This is a genomic window from Mycobacteriales bacterium, assembly GCA_040902655.1.
Lineage (GTDB): Bacteria > Actinomycetota > Actinomycetes > Mycobacteriales > SCTD01 > SCTD01.
In genome coordinates this window covers 104,151-125,459 of sequence record JBBDWV010000052.1, presented here as the reverse complement: position 1 = coordinate 125,459, position 21,309 = coordinate 104,151, and the positions used below count along the sequence as shown (strand labels likewise).

General features: G+C 68.2%; 19 protein-coding genes. 5 read left to right on the top strand and 14 right to left on the bottom strand.

The window, feature by feature from the left end:
* Window positions 1-9: 9 nt before the first annotated feature.
* The 3 genes from WD794_15110 to WD794_15100 all read right to left on the bottom strand — a co-directional run bounded on the left by WD794_15110 (window position 10) and on the right by WD794_15100 (window position 1,477).
* Window positions 10-228: a hypothetical protein gene (locus tag WD794_15110; protein ID MEX2291640.1), complete on the bottom strand. Its 219-nt coding sequence runs from the start codon at window positions 226-228 to the stop codon at window positions 10-12.
* A 133-nt stretch (window positions 229-361) separates the two neighbouring features.
* On the bottom strand, window positions 362-1,171 hold the full coding sequence (locus WD794_15105; protein MEX2291639.1) for a purine-nucleoside phosphorylase: 810 nt from the start codon (window positions 1,169-1,171) through the stop codon (window positions 362-364).
* A gap of 24 nt (window positions 1,172-1,195) precedes the next feature.
* Entirely contained in the window at window positions 1,196-1,477 is a 282-nt protein-coding gene (locus WD794_15100) for an HU family DNA-binding protein (GenBank protein MEX2291638.1), read from the bottom strand.
* Between the two features lie 89 nt (window positions 1,478-1,566).
* Here WD794_15100 and WD794_15095 point away from each other — a divergent pair, with 89 nt between their 5' ends.
* The 4 genes from WD794_15095 (at window position 1,567) to WD794_15080 (ending at window position 6,260) form a co-directional block, all read left to right on the top strand.
* On the top strand, window positions 1,567-2,622 hold the full coding sequence (locus tag WD794_15095) for an LLM class flavin-dependent oxidoreductase (protein ID MEX2291637.1): 1,056 nt from the start codon (window positions 1,567-1,569) through the stop codon (window positions 2,620-2,622).
* A gap of 28 nt (window positions 2,623-2,650) precedes the next feature.
* Entirely contained in the window at window positions 2,651-3,367 is a 717-nt protein-coding gene (locus WD794_15090) for an IclR family transcriptional regulator (GenBank protein ID MEX2291636.1), read from the top strand.
* A gap of 77 nt (window positions 3,368-3,444) precedes the next feature.
* Window positions 3,445-4,578, top strand: a complete 1,134-nt coding sequence (locus WD794_15085; protein ID MEX2291635.1) for an ethanolamine ammonia lyase-activating protein — start codon at window positions 3,445-3,447, stop codon at window positions 4,576-4,578.
* Between the two features lie 83 nt (window positions 4,579-4,661).
* Window positions 4,662-6,260, top strand: a complete 1,599-nt coding sequence (locus WD794_15080; GenBank protein MEX2291634.1) for an ethanolamine ammonia-lyase reactivating factor EutA — start codon at window positions 4,662-4,664, stop codon at window positions 6,258-6,260.
* A gap of 55 nt (window positions 6,261-6,315) precedes the next feature.
* Here WD794_15080 and WD794_15075 read toward each other — a convergent pair whose 3' ends face one another.
* From WD794_15075 to WD794_15035, 9 genes are all read right to left on the bottom strand, one after another.
* Window positions 6,316-6,468 (bottom strand): hypothetical protein, encoded by a 153-nt coding sequence (locus WD794_15075; GenBank protein MEX2291633.1) that lies wholly within the window; start codon window positions 6,466-6,468, stop codon window positions 6,316-6,318.
* 151 nt (window positions 6,469-6,619) lie between these two features.
* On the bottom strand, window positions 6,620-7,078 hold the full coding sequence (locus WD794_15070) for an OB-fold domain-containing protein (GenBank protein ID MEX2291632.1): 459 nt from the start codon (window positions 7,076-7,078) through the stop codon (window positions 6,620-6,622).
* A 2-nt stretch (window positions 7,079-7,080) separates the two neighbouring features.
* Entirely contained in the window at window positions 7,081-8,274 is a 1,194-nt protein-coding gene (locus tag WD794_15065) for a thiolase family protein (protein ID MEX2291631.1), read from the bottom strand.
* Between the two features lie 185 nt (window positions 8,275-8,459).
* Complete coding sequence (locus WD794_15060) at window positions 8,460-9,584, bottom strand: ABC transporter ATP-binding protein (GenBank protein MEX2291630.1); 1,125 nt, start codon at window positions 9,582-9,584, stop codon at window positions 8,460-8,462.
* A 72-nt stretch (window positions 9,585-9,656) separates the two neighbouring features.
* On the bottom strand, window positions 9,657-10,508 hold the full coding sequence (locus WD794_15055) for an NAD(P)-dependent oxidoreductase (protein ID MEX2291629.1): 852 nt from the start codon (window positions 10,506-10,508) through the stop codon (window positions 9,657-9,659).
* A gap of 52 nt (window positions 10,509-10,560) precedes the next feature.
* The gene (locus WD794_15050) at window positions 10,561-12,675 is read right to left on the bottom strand and encodes an acetate--CoA ligase family protein (GenBank protein ID MEX2291628.1); all 2,115 of its coding nucleotides are present in this window, start codon (window positions 12,673-12,675) and stop codon (window positions 10,561-10,563) included.
* Between the two features lie 52 nt (window positions 12,676-12,727).
* Complete coding sequence (locus WD794_15045) at window positions 12,728-13,843, bottom strand: enolase C-terminal domain-like protein (GenBank protein MEX2291627.1); 1,116 nt, start codon at window positions 13,841-13,843, stop codon at window positions 12,728-12,730.
* A gap of 61 nt (window positions 13,844-13,904) precedes the next feature.
* A complete protein-coding gene (locus WD794_15040; GenBank protein ID MEX2291626.1) occupies window positions 13,905-15,707 on the bottom strand; it encodes an iron ABC transporter permease in 1,803 nt (600 codons plus the stop codon).
* Between the two features lie 50 nt (window positions 15,708-15,757).
* Window positions 15,758-16,723, bottom strand: a complete 966-nt coding sequence (locus WD794_15035) for an extracellular solute-binding protein (protein ID MEX2291625.1) — start codon at window positions 16,721-16,723, stop codon at window positions 15,758-15,760.
* An 881-nt stretch (window positions 16,724-17,604) separates the two neighbouring features.
* Between WD794_15035 and WD794_15030 the strand changes: the two genes are divergently transcribed.
* Window positions 17,605-18,492, top strand: a complete 888-nt coding sequence (locus WD794_15030) for an alpha/beta hydrolase (GenBank protein ID MEX2291624.1) — start codon at window positions 17,605-17,607, stop codon at window positions 18,490-18,492.
* A 36-nt stretch (window positions 18,493-18,528) separates the two neighbouring features.
* Here the strand turns inward: WD794_15030 and WD794_15025 are convergent, their stop codons facing one another.
* Together WD794_15025 and WD794_15020 are read right to left on the bottom strand one after the other, a co-directional pair.
* Window positions 18,529-19,680, bottom strand: a complete 1,152-nt coding sequence (locus WD794_15025; GenBank protein MEX2291623.1) for a hypothetical protein — start codon at window positions 19,678-19,680, stop codon at window positions 18,529-18,531.
* Complete coding sequence (locus WD794_15020; protein ID MEX2291622.1) at window positions 19,677-21,176, bottom strand: ethanolamine ammonia-lyase reactivating factor EutA; 1,500 nt, start codon at window positions 21,174-21,176, stop codon at window positions 19,677-19,679. Before WD794_15020 ends, WD794_15025 begins: the two co-directional genes overlap by 4 nt.
* Between the last annotated feature and the right edge of the window lie 133 nt (window positions 21,177-21,309).

The window sequence follows — 21,309 nt, the reverse complement described above, 5'->3', positions numbered from 1 at the left end:
CAGGCCGAACTACGAGGCGGCGGGGGTCGACGTGGGATGGAGCGCCGCGGAGCCGTCCTGCAGCTCGAGGGCGACCTCGGCCAGCCGGTCGCCGTACGCCCGGCCGTGGTGGGCGCAGAACAGCAGCTCACCTGTGGTGAGAACAGCACGGTAGAAGGCCTGGGCCCCGCAACGGTCACAGCGGTCGGCGGCGGTGAGAGCGGCGGGCGCGAGCAGCGTCTGGGTCATGGTCGGTGTCCTCCCGTTGGTGAGCCCTGCTTACCCGTCGACACGACAGGCACTCAGGGTGAGCGTTACGGGGTGGTCAGTTCGAGGCATTCGCCCGGGCAGACAGCCCACCGGCGGCGGCACGGCGGCCGGCTCACAGCTGCCCCACCACCTGGGCCAGCAGCCGGCCGACCCGGGCGGCGCCGGCCGCTCCGGCCGCAAGCACCTCCTGGTGGTCCAACGGCTGACCCGTCGCGTCCGCCGCCAGGTTGGTGACCAGGGAGACCGCCAGCACCTCGAGCCCCTCCGCACGGGCGGCGACGGCCTCCAGCGCGGTCGACATCCCGACCAGATCGGCCCCCATCGCGCGCAGCATCCGGACCTCCGCCGGCGTCTCGTACTGCGGGCCCGGGAGCGCGGCGTACACCCCCTCCTCGAGCGACGGGTCCACGGCGCGCACAGCCGAGCGCAGCCGCGCGGAATAGAGGTCCACCAGGTCGACGAACCGGGGCCCGACCAGGGGCGACCGGCCGGTGAGGTTGAGATGGTCGCTCACCAGCACCGGCTGGCCCACCTGCAGGCCCTCCCGCACGCCGCCGGCGGCGTTGGTCAGCACCACCGTCCGACAGCCGGCAGCCGCGGCCGTGCGGACCGCGTGCACGACGGGGTCGACGCCGCGCCCCTCGTACAGGTGCGTGCGCCCCAGGAAGGCCATGATCCGTCGGCCGTCGACCTCCAGTGACCGGATCCGGCCGGGATGCCCGGCCACGACCGGCGGCAGGAAGCCGGGCAGCCCGGTCACCGCGACGTCGAACTCCGGCGGACCGAGCGCGTCCACCGCCGCGGCCCAGCCCGACCCCGCCACCAGGGCCACGTCGTGCCGGTCGACGCCGGTCAGCTCCGCCCAGCGGGCCGCGGCCTGCTCGGCGAGGACCTTCGGGTCCGGGCCAGGGGCGGCGGACATGCCGCAGGACAACCGATACGCGCGCTACTTGCCCGCGGCGGCGTTCTTCAGCGCGGAGCCGGCGGTGACCTTGACGGCCTTGCTCGCGGCGATCTGGATGGTCTCACCGGTCGAGGGGTTGCGGCCCTCGCGGGCGGCCCGGTCCACCTGCTCGAAGGACAGGAAGCCCGGGATCGTGATCTTCTCGTTCCCCTTGGCCACGGTGTCGGAGACAACCTGCTGGAAGGCCTTGAGGGTGGCGTCCACGTCCTTGCTGGACACGCCGGAGGCCTCGGCGACGGCGGTGACGAGCTCGTTGCGGTTCAGGGGGACTCCTCGGGTCGGTGACCGCAATGGTGCAGTCGCTTGCTCCAGTGTCGCGCACGCCTGGCCGCGCCCCGCAGGCGGCGCGCGGAATGGCGACTGCGCAGGGGCGATTGGCCTGGGGTGTGAACGCCTCCGCCGCTGCGCTGCCGCTGTCCGTGCTCGACTTCGTCGGCATCGAGCACGGCGAGACGCCGGCCGCCTCGATCCGCGGCGCCGTGGGCATCGCGCAGGCCGTGGAGGCGGCCGGCTACCGGCGCTACTGGGTCTCCGAGCACCACAACATGCGCAGCCTGGCCTGCAGCGCGCCGGAGCTGCTGACTGCACACGTCGCGGCGCACACCGAACGGGTCCGGGTCGGCGCGGCCGGGATCATGCTGCCGAACCATGCGGCCTTCAAGGTCGCCGAGAACTTCCGCACGCTGCTGGCCATGCACCCCGGCCGGATCGACCTGGCCCTCGGCCGTGCGCCGGGCACCGACCCGCTGACCGCGCACGTCCTGCGACGCGGCCTGCAGGTCGATCCCGGCACCGGCTTCCCGCAGCAGGTCGCCGAGCTGCTGGCCTTTCTCGGCGACGGCTTCCCCGAGGAGCACCCGTACGCCCCGCTGGTGGCGGCGCCGGTCGTGCAGGAACGGCCGGAGCTGTTCGTGCTCGGTTCGAGCGAGTACGGGCCAAGGTTCGCGGCAGTCAACGGGCTGAGCGCAGTGTTCGCCCACCACATGAGTCCCGAGATCGCCGCCCAGGTGCTGTGCGACTACCGCCGTACCTTCACCCCCGCTACCGAGGGCGACCGGCCGTACTCCGCCATGTCGGTGCTCGCCTTCGCCAGCGAGGACGCGGACGCGGTCGTGGAGTTCGAGGCGGCCTGGACACTGACGCTGGCGAACCTGCGCCGCGGCGTCCGGGAGCCGCTGCGGCCGGAGCAGGTCGTCGAGCTGGCCCGCTCCGCCGACTTCCGGGCGAGCCGGCGCGACGACGGCCGGAGCGCGACGGGCGAGCCGAAGCTCGTCGCCGAGCGCCTGCTCGAGCTGAAGGAACAGGCCCAGGTGGACGAGATCGTGGTCGTCACGCCGAGCCTGGACCGGACGCGCCGCACGGGCAGCTACGTCGCGCTGGCGCAGGCCTGGCGGGCCCTTGCCTGCTGAAGACGACCAGAGGGCTCCCGGCAGTTCCGTGACGTCGCGCGCGCTGGCGGTGCTCGGGGCGTACGACGCCGACCACCCGTGCCTGACGCTCACCGAGCTGGCCGGCCGCGCCGGCCTGCCGCTGACGACGACGCACCGGCTGGTCGCCGGGCTGGCGGATTGGGGGGCTCTGGAGAGGCGGCCCGACGGGTCGTACGTCGTCGGCCGGCGGCTGTGGCACCTCGGCCTGCTCGCGCCGGTCTCCCGGGAGCTGCGCGACGTCGCGCTGCCCTTCCTCCAGGACATCTCCGCGGCGACCGGCGAGAACGCCCACCTCGCGGTCCGTGACGGCACGACCGCGCTCTACGTCGAGCGGATCTCCGGCCGCGCCTCGGTGCCGATCGTGAGCCGCACCGGTTCGCGGCTGCCGCTGCACGCGACCGGCGTCGGCAAGGTGCTCCTGGCGCACGCACCGGCCGGGGTGGTCGACGCCGCGCTGCAGCGGCTTCGCCGGCTGACCCCGTACACGGTGGTCGAGCCCGGCACCCTGCGCCGGCAGCTCGCCGAGGTCCGCCGGCGGGGCTACGCGCTGACCGGCGAGGAGATGACGGTGGGCACCGGCTCGGTCGCGGTCCCGGTGGTGACCGGCACGGGCGAGGTCTTCGCCGCGCTCGGCGTCGTCGCCGCGACCAGCCGGCGCGACCTCGTGCGGCTCGTGCCGGCGCTCGACGTCGCCGCCCGCGGGATCTCGCGCTCGGTCCGTTGACGCGTCGCGGCCGATGGACTTATGGTCAGACCAATCCGGGCCATGGGCCCGCCCCGCCGACCCAGGAGGCCCGCTGCATGGCCAAGGACGCGATCGTCTCGAGCAACCTGGCGGCGAAGTTCGCCACCGAGAAGGACTCCCCCTACACCCGCTGGGTCGCCGCGGAGGGCCTGGACATCATCGCGGCCCACCACGTGCCGGACCTGCGCACCGTCGAGCTGAAGCCGTGGGAGCGCCGCGGCGGGCGCGGAGTGTTCATCAACCACGAGGCCACGCGCACCTCGAACGACTGCTACGTCTGCGAGATCCCGGCCGGCGGCAAGCTGGCGCCCCAGCGGCAGCTGTTCGAGGAGATGGTCCTCGTGCTGGAGGGCCAGGGCTCGACCAGGGTCTGGAACGACGCGGGCGCCGAGGTCACCTTCGAGTGGCAGGCCGGGTCGCTGTTCGCGATCCCGCTCAACGCCCACCACCAGCACTTCAACGGCTCCGGCCAGCGCGCGGCGCGCTTCGTCTCCTCCACGAACATGCCGCCCATCATCAACCTCTACGACGACGCCGACTTCGTGTTCGGCACGCCCAAGGACTTCCCGAACCGCTTCAACGGCGAGCCGGACTACTTTGCGCCCACGGGCGAGCAGAAGGGCTTGCTGCTCGACACCAACTTCGTCGCCGACGCGGTGAACCTGCCGCTCATCGAGGCCAAGGAGCGCGGTGCAGGCGGCGGCCACATCCGCTTCTCGATGGCGAAGGGGTCGATGAACAGCCACATCTCGCAGTTCCCGACAGCGACCTACAAGAAGGGCCACCGGCACGGCCCGGGCGCCCACGTGATCATGCTCTCCGGCGAGGGCTACAGCCTGATGTGGCCGGAGGGCGAGGAGCCCCGCCGCTACGAGTGGCACGCCGGGACGTTGATCGTGCCGCCGAACATGTGGTTCCACCAGCACTTCAACACCGGCACCGAGCCGGCCCGCTACCTGGCCTTCAAGCACGAGGTCGTCTCGGTGCGCAACGCGCAAGGCGTCCCGAAGGCGTGGATCAGCCAGCGCATCGGTGGCGACCAGATCGACTACGCCGACGAGTCCTCTCTCGTGCGCGACACGTTCCGCGCAGCTCTGGCCGAGGTCGGGCTCGAGCCGAAGATGGACGAGGTCTACCAGGCTGAGCTGCCGACGCTGCCGGCCAAGCACCAGGAGCCGGCTCGCGTCTGAGCCGCCACGAACGGCGTGCGGCCCGCCCTGGCCCCCTGAGCGGGCCTCACGAGCACGTCGCACCAGGACGATGAGAGGCACCCGTGACGCACCGCGTCCACGCCCAGCAGGAGCAGCCGCGCACGGTCCACTCCCCGCACCTGCCCGACCACGACCACGAGCGCGACGACGAAGCCCTCCACCCGCTCCAGGAGAACCCCGTCTGGCAGCAGGACAACGTCACGCTGCACAGCGTGGGCATGGACATCGGCTCGTCGGGGACCCAGGTGGTCTTCTCCCGACTCCACCTGCGCAGGATCGGCGAGGACCTCGCCAGCCGCTACGTCGTCGTGCGCCGCGAGACCACCTACCGCTCACCGGTCGCCCTGACCCCGTACGCCTCCAACGAGCAGATCGACGCTCCCGTGCTGGGATCGATCATCGACCGTGCGTATGCCGAGGCAGGCGTGGATCCGGCCGACGTGGACACCGGGGTCGTCATCCTCACCGGTGAGGCGCTGCGGCGCGGCAACGCCGAGGCCATCGCCGGCATTCTCGCCGAGCGGGGCGGGGAGCTCGTGACCGCCACCGCCGGCCATCACATGGAAGCGATGTTGGCTGCGTACGGCTCGGGTGCGGCCCGTACGTCCTACGACGCAGGGTCGCGGATCCTCAACGTCGACATCGGTGGCGGCACCACGAAGCTGGCGCTCGTGGACCGTGGGCGGGTGGTGCGCACGGCGGCTTTCCACGTGGGCGGGCGGCTGCAGGTCGTTGACGAGGGCAACCGCATAGTCCGCCTCGAGCCAGCCGGGCGACTGCATGCGGCGCGCGCCGACTTCAACTGGCAGCTCGGCGATTTCGTTGCTCTGGGCGACCTCGCGGTCGTGGCCGAGGTGATGGCGGACGCGCTGGTAGACGCGATCCTGGCGGACACGGGCGAGTCGGAGGTCGACGACCTGTGGCTCACCGCTCCGCTCGGCGAGCTCGGCGAGCTGGACGGAGTGCTTTTCTCCGGCGGGGTCGCGGAGTACGTCTACGACCGTGAGACCAGCCGATTCGGTGACCTCGGACCCGCGCTGGGAGCTGCCGTGCGACGCAGGGTCGACGCCGGCGTGCTGCCCTGCCCCCTCCTCCCGCCCGGTGAGTGCATCCGCGCCACGGCCCTTGGCGCGTCGGAGTACAGCGTTCAACTGAGCGGGAACACCGGCTGCATCACCGATCCCGACGCCCTGCTGCCCCGTCGCAACCTGCAGGTGCTGCGCCCGGCCTACGAGCTGGCGGATGCCGTCGACGCCAATGAGGTCGCCGACGCCGTCCGGCGCCACCTCGGGGCACTGGCCGGCGCGGACGCCGACGTCGCCCTGGCCATGGCGTGGAGCGGGCTGCCCAGCCACGAGCGGCTGCTGCCCTTCGCGCAGGGGATCCGCGACGGGCTGGCCGAGCGCACCGTGCAGGGCCGTCCGATCTACGTGCTGCTCGACGGCGACGTCGCCATGACGCTGGGCCGCCTCCTGCGGGAGGAGCTGGGTGTGATCTGCGAACTGATGGTCGTGGACGGACTGAGCCTGCGCGACTTCGACTACATCGACCTCGGCCGCCTCCGCTGGCCGTCCGGCACCGTCCCCGTGACCATCAAGTCGCTGGTGTTCAGCCAGGACCCACTGCCAGACGGTGGCCCCAAGAGCTTCGCCAGCAACTGATCCGCTCGTCGCACGTCCTTCTGCACGCGATCGGCCCGCTGGCGCCACCGGCACGTCAGGGCACTGGGCCACGCGGCACCCACCGGTGCATCGCGGCCGCGCCCAGCAGCCCGAGCCCGCCCACCACGACGACGCCGGAGGTCAGGCCGGCGACGGCGGTGATCGCGCCGAGACCGTCGTCAACTCCCCAGACGACTTCGGCTGCCATCGGCGGCTGGGTCATCTCAGCGAGTTGCAGGCCAAGGCGCGTTCCGCCGTACTGTACTTCGGTGAGGATCGGCGTCTGGTGACACGACCAGCCCCGATCTCCCGCGCGTGACGGGGGACCGGGGCCGTCCTGCCGGCTCGGTGCGCCGACCTCAGGCGTCGATCAACTCGAACCGGGGGATGGTGAAGCCGAGTTCGGCATAGTCCTCGTACACGATCTGAACCGGCTCCCCGACCGCCGAAACGAGGTCCGTCGGCTGCTTGCCGACGATGGTGGTACTGATCAGCGGGCCCTCGTCGAGCTCGATCAGCGCGTAGATGTACGGCAGTTCATCCTGGAACCCCGGGTGGAAGGCCCAGTGGTGACGGTTCAACGCGAAGATCTTGCCGCGACCGCTACCCGGCTGCCAGGACATGTTCTGGGCGTACGGTTCGTTCTCGTGCTTGATGCAGTAGCACTTGGGCCAGTACTGCGTACCGCAGGTGGAGCATGTCCACAGCAGTAGCTGGTGGTCACGCAGGCCGTCCCAGAAAGCCTTGTTGTCCAGGTCGATGTTCGGCAGCGGCTTGTTCCAGCGCCGTTCGGTCGTCTCGGTGGTCTCGGTCGTCATGGTCACGCCACTCCCAGGATCGTGCTCGTGTGGATGGAACACAGGCCCGGCGAGACGAGCTCGCCCCCGTGGCCGGTTGTCAGGGCGACCTCGCAGTCGGGCACCTGCCGCTCACCGGCCTGCCCCCGTAGCTGCAACACCGCCTCGGAGAACCCGGTGAGATCCCCGAGGTGCTTGTTCGAGAGCAGACCGCCCCCGGTGTTCAGCGGGACGGTACCGCCCGGGGCGGTATGGCCGGCCTCGACCCACTTGCCCCCCTCCCCCTTCTCGCAGAAGCCGTAGTCCTCCAGCTGGAAGAGCACCTCAGCGGTGAAGCAGTCGTACAGCTGAACGACGTCGAGGTCCTCGACCCCGCTGAGACCGGCCTGCGCGAAGGCTTTCTGCTTCGCGGGCGCGACCGCCATGGTCGTGTAGTTCTTCTTCTCCCACCACAAGTCCGCAGCGACCTCGCCGAAGCCTTGGCCCTGCACGTAGACCGGCTTCTGTGCGCAGTCGCGGGCACGATCCTCCGTGGTGAGAACAAAGGCGACGGCGCCGTCCGAAATCTGGCTGATGTCCAGAAGGTGGTAGGGCTCAGCGACCAGTGGGGATGCCTGGTGGTCCGCGATCGTGATGGGCCGTCCGTACATGCGCGCTTCGGGGTTCATGCATGCCCATGCACGCTGGGCGACCGCAATAGCACCCAGCTGCTCGCTTGTCGTTCCGTACTCGGCCATGTGCCGCGACGCCATCCAGCTGTGGTGGCTCACGGCGCGGAGGTCGCCGAGCGCCTTCCCCCAGTAGCCTTCCTTCTCGACGTGGGCCATTCCGCGCTGGCCTTGCTTCTTGGTCAGCTGCGCCTTGGTGTAGTCGTCCACAGCACCGACGCAGACCACATAGTTGGCCAGGCCCCGGTCGAGGAAGCCGGTGGCCACAGCGGTCGCTAGCCCGGCCACCGCACCTCCGCGTCCCACCGTGAAGTAGAACTGTGCCGGGAGGCCGAGAACCCGGGTGAAGACGTCGGAGTAGGTGGACCGATCACCTCCACCGCCAGACCTCCGGAGGTCGAGGGCCCCGTCGATGTCGCTAATGGACAATCCGGCGTCCGCGATAGCCAGGCGAGCCGCCTCTGCGGCCATCATGCGCTGACTCGTCCCGGGCGGCGCGTCGTGGACTGTTCCCAGTCCGACGACGGCGATCCGTTGTCTGTCGGTCATGTGTACTCCTTTGCGGTTGATACTGCGGGGTCGTGAACCGGCCTTTCACGGCGGGATCCGCTACCTGCGGTCCTCACTGCTCGGCGTCGGCGCATGGAGGTCGTTCTGGTGGTCAAACGCTCTGTAGCGCGCACCTCTGTGGTGGCTTGCGTGCACCCGCTCGCGATGTGCACGCAGCGGCATCGCTAAGCGGCCATCATGGTCAAGCGGTCGGCGCTCATACGGATGAACACCTGGCTTTGCGGCTGGATCGAGACCGACGGATTCACCCTTGCCCGGAGGGTGTACTCACCCACGCCCACGAGGTGATCGACCGAGTCTCCGAGGAACGAGCGGCTCAGGACAGTGCCTTTCCACTCGTTGGCCACGGACAGGGCGCTCCCCTCCGTGTGCAGGTCGATGACCTCGGGACGCGCGGAGACAACCACATCGCTTCCTACGGGCACGTCGATGGGAGAGTCGAGGGTCAGCTCGCCCGCCGAAGTCCTCACGACGTACCGGGAGCCCTCGCGGAGACATACGACGCCCGGGAGGAAGTTGGTTGTCCCGATGAACTCGGCGACGAACTTGCAGCTCGGGCTGTTGTAGATCTCGCGCGGCCGACCGAGCTGGACGATGTTCCCTTCCTGCATGACAGCGATCCGACTCGACAGCGCCAAGGCCTCAACCTGGTCGTGCGTGACATAGATCGACGTGATACCGAGTTCGCGCTGCAACCGCTTCAGCTCGTCGCGCAGCGACTCACGCAGCTTGGCGTCGAGGTTCGAGAGGGGCTCGTCGAGGAGCAGTAGGGGCGGCTCGATCACGATGGCCCGGGCCAGAGCGAGGCGCTGTTGCTGGCCGCCGGACAACTTGGTCGCAGGGCGCTGCGCGTACTTCGTCAACTCCATGGTCTCGAGAACGCGCATCACGCGCGATTCGATGACCTTCCGTGTCAACTTGTCCTTGCGTCGGCGCACCTGCAGGGGGAAGGCGACGTTGTCGAACACGGTCATGTGCGGCCAGATTGCATAGGATTGAAACACCATCCCCAAGCCCCGCTCATGGACGGCCACATTCACCGGCTTTGAACGGCCCTGACGAGAAAAGAGCATTCGCTCCTGCAGGGCTATCGATCCGGAGTCGGGGTCCTCGAGGCCGGCAATCGACCTGAGGGTGGTGGACTTCCCGCATCCGGAGGGACCCAGGAGCGTGAACAGCTCACCTTCTGCGACGGTGAAACTGACCCCGTTCACAGCGAAGACGCGGCGCGACCCTGTTTCCTGCTCATCGTCTTTGCCTCCGCTGTGGTCGCCGGCGAATGTCTTCACGAGCTGCTCAACTCGTAGCATCAGTGCTCCTGGAACTTGCTCGGCTCGGGTTGTGGGGCTGGAGTTCGGACGTCACTCATCCCGCGGATCCTCGCCCCGGAGAAGACGGGTGACCCGCGGCACGGTGATCTCCAGCATTGCTTGACGTGAGATCTCGGCCACAGGGAGCGGCATGCTCACTGGTTCGGCCATCGCGGACGCATTCGCAAGATCCTTCGCGTGCCACGTGAAGCGCATGTCTTCCAGTTCACGCAGCGTGCGGCTGTCGGTGGGGCCCGTCTCGAGGGCCGCACGCAACTTCGGGACCGAGACCCCCAGACGACGTGCCAGCTCGAAAGCCTCCACGATCACCGAGATCTGTGCCCAGTGGATGAGGTTGTTCGCCGTCTTGCCCACCTGGCCCGCCCCGAGGGGCCCGAGATGGTGGACGTCGCGCGTCCAGGGAGCGAGCGCGGGTCGAACCCTGTCCAGTGCCTGCTCGTTGCCGCCGACAAGCAGGTTGATCACGCCCTCCTCGGCCCCCCGGACCCCTCCGGTCAGCGCCGCGTCGAGGACCTCGGCGCCCGCCGGAGCCGCCGCAGCAACGGCTTGACAAGTTTCGGGACGTACAGAGCTGCACATCAACAGGACGAGTCCGTCGCGGGCGTTCGAGAGAATGCCGTCGACGCCCGTGCAGACGTCGAGCAGGTCCTCATCGGTCGGGACGATGACAAGAACGACGTCGCAGTTCTCCCCCAGCGCCCGCGGGCTGCCGGCAGCCTTGGCTCCGAGTTCGACGGCAGCGTTGACCGCGGCCGGATTCAGGTCGTGGACGTACAGGAGGTGACCGGCCGCGAGGAGGTGCCGCGCCATGGGAGCGCCCATGGCGCCAAGACCGAGAACACCGACAACATGGTCAGCGGCCGGGCTCGGGAGGTTGGTCATGGGTCGCTTCTCTTTTCCTGTCGGGGATGGGGACTGTGCGCCTGCGCGCGGGTCACGGAACAACCGCCAGAGCGTCTACGGCTACCGCGCCTTGCCCCTGGGGCATGACCAGCACGGGATTCAAGTCCAACTCCAGGATCTGACCGGACTCCTGCATACTGAACTCCGCCAGCTTGACGACGATCGACGCGAACGCGGAGATGTCCAGCCGGTCCCGCCCGCGGTACCCCGCGAACAAGGGAGCGCTGGTGAGTCGCCGGATCAGCTGCTCGGCAGACTGCTGATCCAGGGTGGGAACATCGAGCACGACGTCGTGGGTGACCTCGGCCAGCACGCCACCGACGCCGACCAGCAGCAGAGGACCGACGACCGGGTCCACCTTGAGCCCGAGGATCATCTCGAAGCCGCCGGAGATCATCGCCTGAAGTTCCACGCCCTCCAAGGGCAGCCTGTTCTCCGCGGCGATGCCCTGCAGCCGTGTGAAGGCCTCGGCCACCGCAGCTTCGTCACCCAGTCCTGTGATGACGCCACCGAGGTCACTCTTGTGCGGCGCGTCGGGTGAGATGAGCTTGGCGACGAGGGGGTAAGGCAGCGTGGCCGCGGCTGTCACGGCCTCTAGCTGGGTGCTGACCAGAGCGCACGGCGCATATGGGATGCCGGCTCGCCCCAGAAACTCCTGGGTCTGCTGCCAGGAGGCGACGGTGCCCTGGCTAGGCGCGGACACGTGTTCGGGCACCGACTCGAGCGCCACGTCGGGTCCGATTGCCGGCTCCGACCGGGCGCACCACCTGCTCATAACGGTCACGGCAGGGCGAAAGGCCGGCAGGAAGGGCACGCCGAGCTCGGAGAAGACCGTGAACCACTCTGCGGCCAGTGGCTCGCTCGCTCGGCTCAGCACGACCGGTTCCACGCCGCACTCGCGGGCTACGGTCGTGGCGTCCCGGTACAACTTCCGCAGTCGGTCCGTGGGGTCGCTGGGGAGGTTGAGTCGGAACCCGACGATGTCCACTCCCGGGTCACCGCACAGGATGCCGACTGCCTCGAGGAAGGCCTCGTAGTCCGTCTGGTGCAGATTCTCACAGTCCAGCGGGTTACCCAGCAGGCCCGGCTTCTCCAGCACGTCGGCGAGCTGAGTCACCGTCTCGGGGGTGAGGTCGGCCAACGGGAGGCCCTCCCGCTCCGCGAGGTCGGCGAGGAGGCTGCAGTCGCCGCCGGAGATCGTGACCAGGGCGGCCCCGGCCGGCCGCTGCCCCCCGGATCGGTCGGGCGAGGGGGCGGCGTCGAACAGCGCTGCTGCCTCGACCAACTCATCATGATCATGAACGAGGACGACGTCGAGCCGACGCAGCATCGCTTCCCAGGCCGAGGCCGAGCTGGCCATCCGCCCGGTGTGAGCAACGGCGTTGCGCCGTGCCCGCTCCGACGCGCCGAGCTTGAGCATGACGACCGGCTTGCCCATCGATCGCGCCAACTTCAGCGCCGCGATCAGCCGGCGGGGACGGGTGGTCGTCTCGAGCACCATGGCGATGACGCGGGTCTTGTCGTCGCGCGCAAAGTATTCAACCAGGTCAGCCACATCGACGGAGACCTCGTTGCCCGTCGAGAAGGCGGCCCGGATTCCGAGCCGGCGCTGGACCGAGAGGGTGAGGAACAGGTTGAGGATCCCGCTGGACTGGAAGACGACGCCCACGCTGCCGGGGATCAACGGCTGTGACAGCTCGCCCGCGGCCCAAGCGCCGACCCCCTCCGGTGGCGCGAGAAAACCGAGGGTATTGGGTCCAAGAACTGCGACTCCCGTTTCGCCAGCGGTGACGGCGAGTTCCTCCTGCAGCTTCCTTCCGGCCTCCCCCTGTTCGGCGAAGCCATCCGCGAGCACGAGAGCGGCGCTCGCGCCGATTTTTCCGGCCTCCCTAATGATCTCCGCCACGGTATCCGCACGAGTGATCACGACAACGAGGTCCACCGCGTTGGGGATCGACGCGAGATCTGCGTAGCAGGTCAGGCCTCCGACCGTCTCGTGCCTCGGGTGCACCGGGTAGACGTTCTCCGCAGGGAAGCCGGCCGCGAGCAAATTCCGGATCAGGCTGCGGGCGTAGTAGCGCTCATCGGTCGCTCCGACGATGGCGATACCGGCCGGTTGCAAGAACGAGTCGAGCACGGAAGTCACGAAGCAACGCCTCCAGGGCTGGTCGATGGGTGTACCGGGTCAACCGTCACGGTCATGTCGTCAGCGCGCCGTCCAACAAACGAACGCCAAGGCCTGTCGCGGATCCAAGCCGGATGACGCCGCCCTCGACTGTGAGACCTTCGAACGGATCGTCGTCCAGCCGTGCGAACTCGGCGAGCTCGCACGCGAAGCTGATGTCCTCGACCGCCACCGCCGCTTGGAGCGCTGCCGCTGCGAGCAGTTGGCTCCCGACGTGGGCCCCCAGTCGTGTATGGATCCCCGCGTCCCGGCAGACACGGGCGGCATGCAGCACCGCCCGTAAGCCACCCAGCTTCAGCAGCTTCAAGCTGATGCCGGTACAAGCACCGGTGCCCGCGAGACGAAGAAGAGCAGGCATGCTGTCAGCGGATTCGTCCGCCTCCACAATGCAGTCGAGGGCGTCCGAGACCTGACGCAGGCCTTCCCAATCCTTGGCGGGAACTGGTTGTTCGAAGACATCGATGCGTTGGTCGCTGATCTGCTCGTAGAGCGCGCAGGCTCCCCGGGCGTCGTAGGACTGATTGGCATCGAGGGTCAGACGGACGTCCGGGCCCACCGCGCTGCGGATCGCGCGGATCCGCTCGGCGTCGACACCGGAAGGATCGTTGTCGATCTTGACCTTGATGTGTCGATAGCCCTCGGCCCGGAGCTTCTGCGCGTTGACGGCCATCTCGTCCGGCTCTTTGATGCCCAAGATTCGCAGCACAGGGATCTCACTGCGGAAGGTGCCGCCGAAAAGTGCGTGAACCGGCACTCCTTGCGTGCGCGCGATCAGGTCCAGGACAGCCGACTCCACACCGGAGAGGGCCGGCCGTCGCCCGGCGGCCGCCTCCTCCAGCCTCGCGAACAGGGGGAGCAGCGTTTCCGTGCTCAGCTCACTCACGGATTCGACGAGTGAGTAGGTGGCTGCTCGGACCGACTCCAGGTCATGGCCCAGGTGCTGGATCTCTCCGACCCAGCCGTACCCGTGCACCCCGTCCTCGGACTCCAGATCGACAACGACGCCTTCGGAGAGTGGCCGCGCGCCCAGCGCGAACCGCCACTTCGGGTCCTTCTTCCTCAGGGTGACCGCGACGACACGCCGACGCGCAAGACGGATTCTGGGTGTGTGCTCGAGGAGTAGTGGCATTGAATCTACGTCCTGTCTCTCGGGTGCCTCAGGAAGTTCGGCTTTGTGCTACAGGACGCCGTCACTCCTTGAAGCCCATGCGCTTGGCGAAGTAGAACGCGCCGCCGCCGATGAGGATGCTCACAATCGAGAGCAGCGAGCCATAGGCACTGAGTACGCCGGCCACCCCGTCCTGCCACATGTCGAGCAGTTGCGTCGCCACCACGGGGGTCTGAGCCGTATAAATCATGGCGGCGATGGAGATGTCGCGGAAGGCGTGGAAGAACACGTACAGCCAGGAACCGATCACAGCGGGCACCACGAGTGGCAGCAGGATCCGTCGGAGCACGACATGACCCTTACCGCCCGAGATGCGCCCCGCATCGTCGATGTCCTTGCTGATCTGAAGCAGCGAGGGCTGGAGGTAACGCATTGCGTAGGGCGCGTAGTGGGCGATGTAGGCCAAAACAAAGATCCAGATCGTCCCGTAGACGGCGATGGGCACACGCAGGTAGGTGATGAGGAATGCGAGGCCGAGGACGGTGCCCGGTATGACGATCGGGATGGACAGGATGTGGTCGAGCGACTGTCGTCCAGGGATGGCCGATCGCACGACGAGGAAAGCCGCCGCGAGGCACAGCAGGGTGGCAATGGTCGCCGTGACCACCCCGATGACCAGACTGTTCCGGATGCCCGGCCAGAGGGAGCGATGGCCGGCGAGCTCCTCATAGTTGCGGAAGGTGAAGTCGCCGAGGCCGCTGGCCGCCCCGACGTTCGGCCAGACGGAGGTCACTGCCATGGCAAGGGCTGGGGCGACATACAGGAGGAACAGGATTGCCGCGATGCCGCCCATGACCCACCTGCCGCGACCGAGGGGAATGGTGCTGGCCTTGAAGGCCTTGCCAGTCACAGTCGTGTAGCGAGAAGCCGTCCTGGTGACGTGGTGGTAGTACATCAGCGTCGCCAGAAGAAGCAGCACCAGGATGGTGCCGTAGGCCGCCGCCTCCGCGTAGTCGGGGATGTAGCTGCGTCGCAGCTTTCCGTAGATCTCTGTGGTGAACGTCTTCACGCCTGCGGGAGTCCCGAGAAAGAGCGGAACCTCGAACGCCTGCACGGCCCGGATGATGACAAGGATGAGGACGGCCAGAATGCTCGGCGCCAGGAGCGGCGCGGTGATACGGCGATAGACGTAGGACTTGCGTGCCCCGGAGACGCGCGCACTGTCCTCGATGCTGGCGTCGATGGCCTTGAACGGGCCGACCAACAGCAGAAACACCATCGGCGCCCAAGACAGCGTCTGGACGAAGATCATGCCGGACATCGACTGAATCGTGAGGGTGAACCCGAGCCCGCGGTCGAGGAAGCCGTTGATGATGCCGGCGCCCTCGCCGAAGAGCAGGATCCAGCCGATCGCTTCGATCATCCCGGGGATGGCGAAGGACAGGAAGACGCAGAGATAGATCAGCGTCTTGCCGACCATGTCCGTCCGCGCCACGAACCAGGCCATGGCGCAGCCCAGGAAAATGGAGCCGATGCTGGCGCCGAGGGTGAAGACCGCCGTGTCGGCCAGAATGTCCCGGAAGCCCTCGGACGTGAGGACGTCGCGGTAGCCGTCGAGGCTCATCTCGCTGCTGATCCCCAGGCCGCCGCCCGGCGTCAGACTCGTCCACACCATGAGGGCCAGCGGCGGGACGATCAGCACGCCCGACACGAAGAGCAGGGTGAGGAACCACCAGCGCTCTCGGACCCATCTGGCGCCTCGGCGCGCGTTCCCCTCCTCCTCCGAGATCGGCAGTTCCTCCAGAGGCTGACCGGGGGGGCGCAGCGCGACCTCGCGCGCGGCGGTCGCTGCGCCCCCCCTTCCCGTGTCCGGTCCGGCTGTCACGTCAGGTCCCGTCAAGTCTCGTCGCCTATTCGGTGATCGCCGGTCAGGGTCTACGTGAACAACTTGTCGAAGGTCGAGCTCCAGGTCTCGTATGCCTCGGTGTAGGCGTCCGTGGACTCGAAGGTCTCGTCGGGGACCCACGACTCGAAGCCGAGGTCCTCGCTCGGTCGCGGGTAGTACAGGTTCTCGTAGATCTCCGTGCCCGGGTCGCCGAGCTCGAAGTCGAGGAACAGTGCGGCAGAGCACGGGCTAGAAGCATCGGCGAAGGCGCCGGCGTAGCCAACGTTCGCCGTTACCGGCTCGAGGGGCACCCATTCGATCGGCACCCCGTCCTTCTTGAGCTGCTCGACGTGGTTGCGGAAGATGCCGGGCGACGACACCACCTCGCCGGTGCCGATGAGTCCCGACAACGCGTTACCGGAGATCGCTTCCACACGGATGTTCTGTTCAGCGAACTGCCGCAGGAACTCCTCTCCCTTCTTCTCGCCGAAGCGCTCGTACGCGTTGCCCACGAAACGCACGCCGGTGGTGCTGGAGGTGATGGCCATCTTGCCCTTGAGCGCCGGGTCGAGCAGGTCCTCGAGGTCGCTGGGGACGTCCTCCTCGGGCAACGCCTCCGTGTTGTAGGCAAAGCCCACGTACGAGGCGCGGTCGGCCACGCCGAGGGCGCCGTCACCCTCGGGAGCAGGGATGGTGAACCGCTCGCTGTAGTCGTCGAGCGCCGGGCTCGTGAAGGGAGCCAGCACGCCGAGGTCGGCCAGAACGCGGAACCCGTCCGAAGTCACCTCCACGACGTCGCCCTGCAGCCGGCCCGCCTGGCTCTCCTGCACGACACGAGAGACCACGTCGGTCTGCTCGCCGCGGAACACCTCGACCTTGATGTCCGGGTATTCGGCAGTGAATTCCTGAACCAGCTTGTCCACCACCTTGCCGGACAGGGACGTGTACCAGGTGAGGCCGCCCTCGCCAGCGGCACACTCCTTGAGGTACTCCGTCCTGTCGTCACCGGCGTGCATGAAGGGAGAGTCGTTCGCAGGCGCATCGCCCTCAGCGGTGCTCTTCGTGCCGCCGCCCCCGCACGCAGCCAGGATGACGGTCATAGCGACGGCAACGCCTGGCGTCGCGACCCTTCGGATGGAACCCATGTGTGCCTCCTCAGCAGTTGTTCAATGGTCATACCGATAGCCCGGGGTGTAGTCAAGGTCTCACTGTGATTCGAGCCACGGTTGTCATCTCCATTGGTCCTGCATCCCACTGGCTGGGATGACATCGAGATCCTGGCTCCGGCCGACAGCAGTGAGGTATCGGGCGAAGGCGGCGACCATGGACGGCGCGGTGACCATCCCCCGCGCCTACCAGGCGCACCTCGCGGCCACCGTCTTGAGCAGCACGTGCCAGGCCTCGTCAGGCCGCTGAATGTGAACACCGCCAGGCCGAGCGCACCACGAGCAAGACCGCCTGCGCCGACTGGAGCAGCCGTCGCGGCTCAAAGCCGTGCGGCGGGCAGACAACCCAGCGGGCTGAGCAGCAGCAGCGCGGCGGCTGACCGGCCCGGCGAGTCCGGTGTAGGCGATCGAGAAGGTCAACGCGTAGACGTGGTACATGTTGGCTACGCCCTTCCGCGCGCCGATCTGACTGAGGACCACTCTCGGCAGTCGGGTCGAAGTCTGGGTTCTTCAGAACCTCCGGCAACGTCACCTCCGCCGGACGGGTCGAGGGAGATCCTCGCCCGGCCGAGGTGAAGGGCACGACAAACCGATACGTTGGCGTTGCCTGTACCGGCGGCATCTGCCCGCTCGACGCCTGTTCTACGGTGGGGAGCGCTCCTGGCCAGCAGGGCTCACCCCCCGACCATGAGCACCGCCGGCCGCGTGGCCGGCCGGGCCGAGGAGACGCCATGACGCAATCCGTCAGCGGGTTTGATGTCCCGCCCTGGTTCACGCGGGCCGTGACGGCGGAACCGCAACGGCACGTGCTGGAAGCGTTCGGTGTCGGCATCCATTACCGCACGTGGGGCGAGCCGGTGCATTCCGGGCTCGTTCTCGTGCACGGCGCGGGGGCGCACTCCGGCTGGTGGGATCACATCGCCCCGCTGGTGCGCTCGCGCCGGGTGGTGGCCCTCGACCTCAGCGGTCACGGCGACAGCGGGCATCGGCGGACATACGACATGGCCCTCTGGGCGCGGGAAATACTGGCCGTCATTGCCGCTGAGAGACTGCACCGGCCGGTCGTCGTCGGCCACAGCATGGGCGGACGCGCTGCGGTGACGGCCGCGGTCGAGCACCCGGGCAGTCTCGCCGCGATCGTCTGCGTGGACACGCCGCTGACCCGTCATCGAACAGGGGACCTCGACAGGCGCAACGCCGCACGCCCCCCCAGCGTCTACCCCACGGTCCAGGAGGCCATTTTCCGGTTCCGGACAAGACCACCTCTGGAGGCACTGCCTGCCCACGTCCGCGATCACGTCGCCCGCGAGTCCCTACGCGCCGTCGAGGGCGGGTGGACGTGGAAGGGCGACGAGGGCGTCTTCGGTCAGGGGCAACGGATGCAGGACCTTCTCCCCCGCGTTGCCTGCCCGATGGCTCTGCTCCGCGGCGAGCACGGGCTCATACCGCCGGAGATGGCCGGCGAAATGGCGGCACTGACGACCAGCCCGATCCCGGTCATCGAACTGGCGGACACCGGACACCACCCGATGCTCGACCGACCGCTCATCCTGGCAACCGCCCTGCGGACCCTGCTCGCGGTCTGGCCGGACGGCACGGCCGCCGGTACGGACTCCTAGTGCCGCGCCGGCGACCGTCCACTAGCCATTTCACCGTCAGGCGTCGCCGTGGCCCTCGTAGGCGTCCTTCGGCATGCGGCTCTCGAGGCCACGCTTCGCCAGTTCCGCCTCGAAGCGCAGCCGGACGCTGGGGTCCTGGTCCGGGTACTCGATCTGATCCCGCTCGCGGTCTTCTGCCTTTTCTGCGTAGCCGTGAAATTGCATCGGCGGATGGAGCGCCAGATATCGGGCCGGTTCACCACTCAGGTTGAAATGCTGATGGAACCAACGGTCCGGCGGCACGAACAGTGCCGCTTCCTGCCACGGCACGACCACCGGCTCTTCCTGACCCTCCAGCCACAAGGTCGAATAGCCCTCCCCCGAGGGGATGACGATGACGCGGCCGGGTCCATGCCGATGCGCCTTCTTGTAAGTCATTGCGTCGAACACCGACATGTGACAGCTCATGTCCGATCCCGCGAACTGCATGCGAACCGTGCTGCCACCCGCACCTCGGTAAGGGTTTGCGTCCAACTTCTCCCATGCGCCCATGTCCGGGAAGAAGTTGCCGTACCAGTACGCTACGTTCCTGTGCCGGCTGATGATCCACCGGAAGCCCTCTCCACCGCTGATCATCTTGGCTTCAGAGAACGCGGACTGTAAGCCGATGCTGCTCGTGCTGCGGCTGTACGGATTGTCGAAGAAGAAGTCAGGATCCGTCACCAGCGACATGGCCAGTGGCAAATAGGTGTAGTGCAGCAGGCGCACGGGTTGGTCACCGCGGAGATTGCTGTACTCCGCGTAGTGGTTCGGCGGGATCATGAACAGCGCCTTGTCGTGCCACTCGAACTGGTGTCCGTCCTCGGCCCGGTTACCGTGGGCCCACACGCGGGTGGAGCCGGAACCGCTCACCACGTAGACCATCTCGTCGATGGCGAGTTTGAACGGCGGCAGGGTCTCACCCGGCGCGATCTCGGTGATGCGCGCCTCGCTCACTCCCTCCTGGCCGGTCAGCTGGACGAACGCCGCATCGCAACCGCGCTCCTCCCAGCGCGCCAGAGGGAGGGTCCGCATGTCGGGTACGAAGTGCCCCCGGTAGATTGGGAGCTCCTGGCTCTCCATCCACTCGTCGTAGACGAACGTTGTGCGGGGGGTGGGCTGAGTTTCTTCTGGCATGTCACTCCTCGGCAGGGCGGTCTTCGGGTTCATCGGGGGAAGGCAAGGGACTTGATCGTGACCGGGATCGAGCGGGTCGCCCCCATGGGGCGGCCGATGTCCAGGTAGTCCAGATCGCCGACGGTGATCCCGTCGACGACGACGACCGGTCCGGGATGGGCCAGCTCGGCGACCATCAGGCGACCAAGGGCCTGGGCCAGGTCGTCCCGGAGGACCAGGTAGAGGGCCGAACCCGCCGCCACGAGTACCAGCGCCTCCGCGTAGCGGCGCAGCGCCGGGTAGTTCCGCCGGCCCTGGAAGGACACTGCCAGCGCGAGTGGATCACTCAGGTCGGACCGATCGCGTCCGCGCAGCGCGACCCGGATCGCCTCCTCCGGGTCCGCTCCGGGAGAAAATTCGACGTGCGCGACGGGCAGGCTCCTTACCGGGAGCAGGTGGTCCGCGGAGATGTAGCAGGTCTGGCCACTTGCCTGGACCGAGAACTGGCTCGCACCGATGACCGTGGCCCGGATGCCGTGCTCGGCGCGCGTGACGAACTCAGCGAGACCGGCCTGATACAGGCAACGCCGGATGTGCCCGCCGAGCGCGGGTCCGAAGTCCCCGTAGGACTCCACCTCGTCGCGGTTGACGTACTCCGAGACGCCGCCCGAGAAAACTATCCGGTCGAAAGCCGGTCGTTCCGCCGCCGCCGCATCCGCAGCGTGGGTGACCATGAGGTCACGGCGGAGCCCGGCAACCGGGCCTGGGACGATCGCGTCGAGGACCACCTGCGCCATGAGTTCGGCCAACCGGTCGATCTCACCCGGGCCGATGGTGCCGCCGAGCTGGAGCGCGTCTCCGGTTTGGGCCGCGAACACGTGAGCCGGGGCCTCCAGCCTGGCGATCCGGCCGTCCGGCTCCCAGGCGACGAGGCGGGCACCGACGCTGAAGGCCTCCCGGTAGACGATCCGCCCGCGGTCGATGAGGCAGACCTTCGTCGTCCCACCACCAATGTCGACGTTCAGGACCGTGCAGTTCTCCCGCTCGGAGAGCGCCACCGACCCCGAGCCGTGTGCAGCAAGGACCGCCTCGTGGTTCGCACCGGCCGAGACGCAGATGAAGTCCCCCGACCAACTGGAGGCGAGAGCGGCGATCTCCGCTGCATTCTCCTTGTTCAGCGCCTCACCCGTGACGACGACCACACCCGTGTCCACGCGCTCCGGCACGAGACCGGCTTGCGCGTACGACTCCCGGACGAATTGCTCCAGAAGGGAGACATCCATCCTCGTGCCGCAGGAGTACGGCGTCAGCAGCGGTGGACTGACGTAGCGGATCTCGCGCTCGGTGACCTCGAACTCGGTCGACAGGTCACTTCCGCGGCGCCGAATGGTCAGGCCGGCGACCATGACCTGCGAGGTCGATGAGCCGATGTCGACGCCCACCGAGGTGAGCGTGTACTGCTCGAGACCCTCCACGTCCAGGAAGGTGCGGTCCGACTCTCCGGCCGGGCCGGACCTGTGCCAGTGGTCGTGGTCGTGGTCGTTGTGCACGCGACCTCCGGAAGCGGGCAGAGCGGGGTAGAATCATTGGACCTTAACGGGCGCAGTGTGACGTCGTCCACAGAGCGCGTTGACTTCACCAAAAGTGCGCGCGTCGAGCGCGCCTGCCGGACATGTGAGCGAC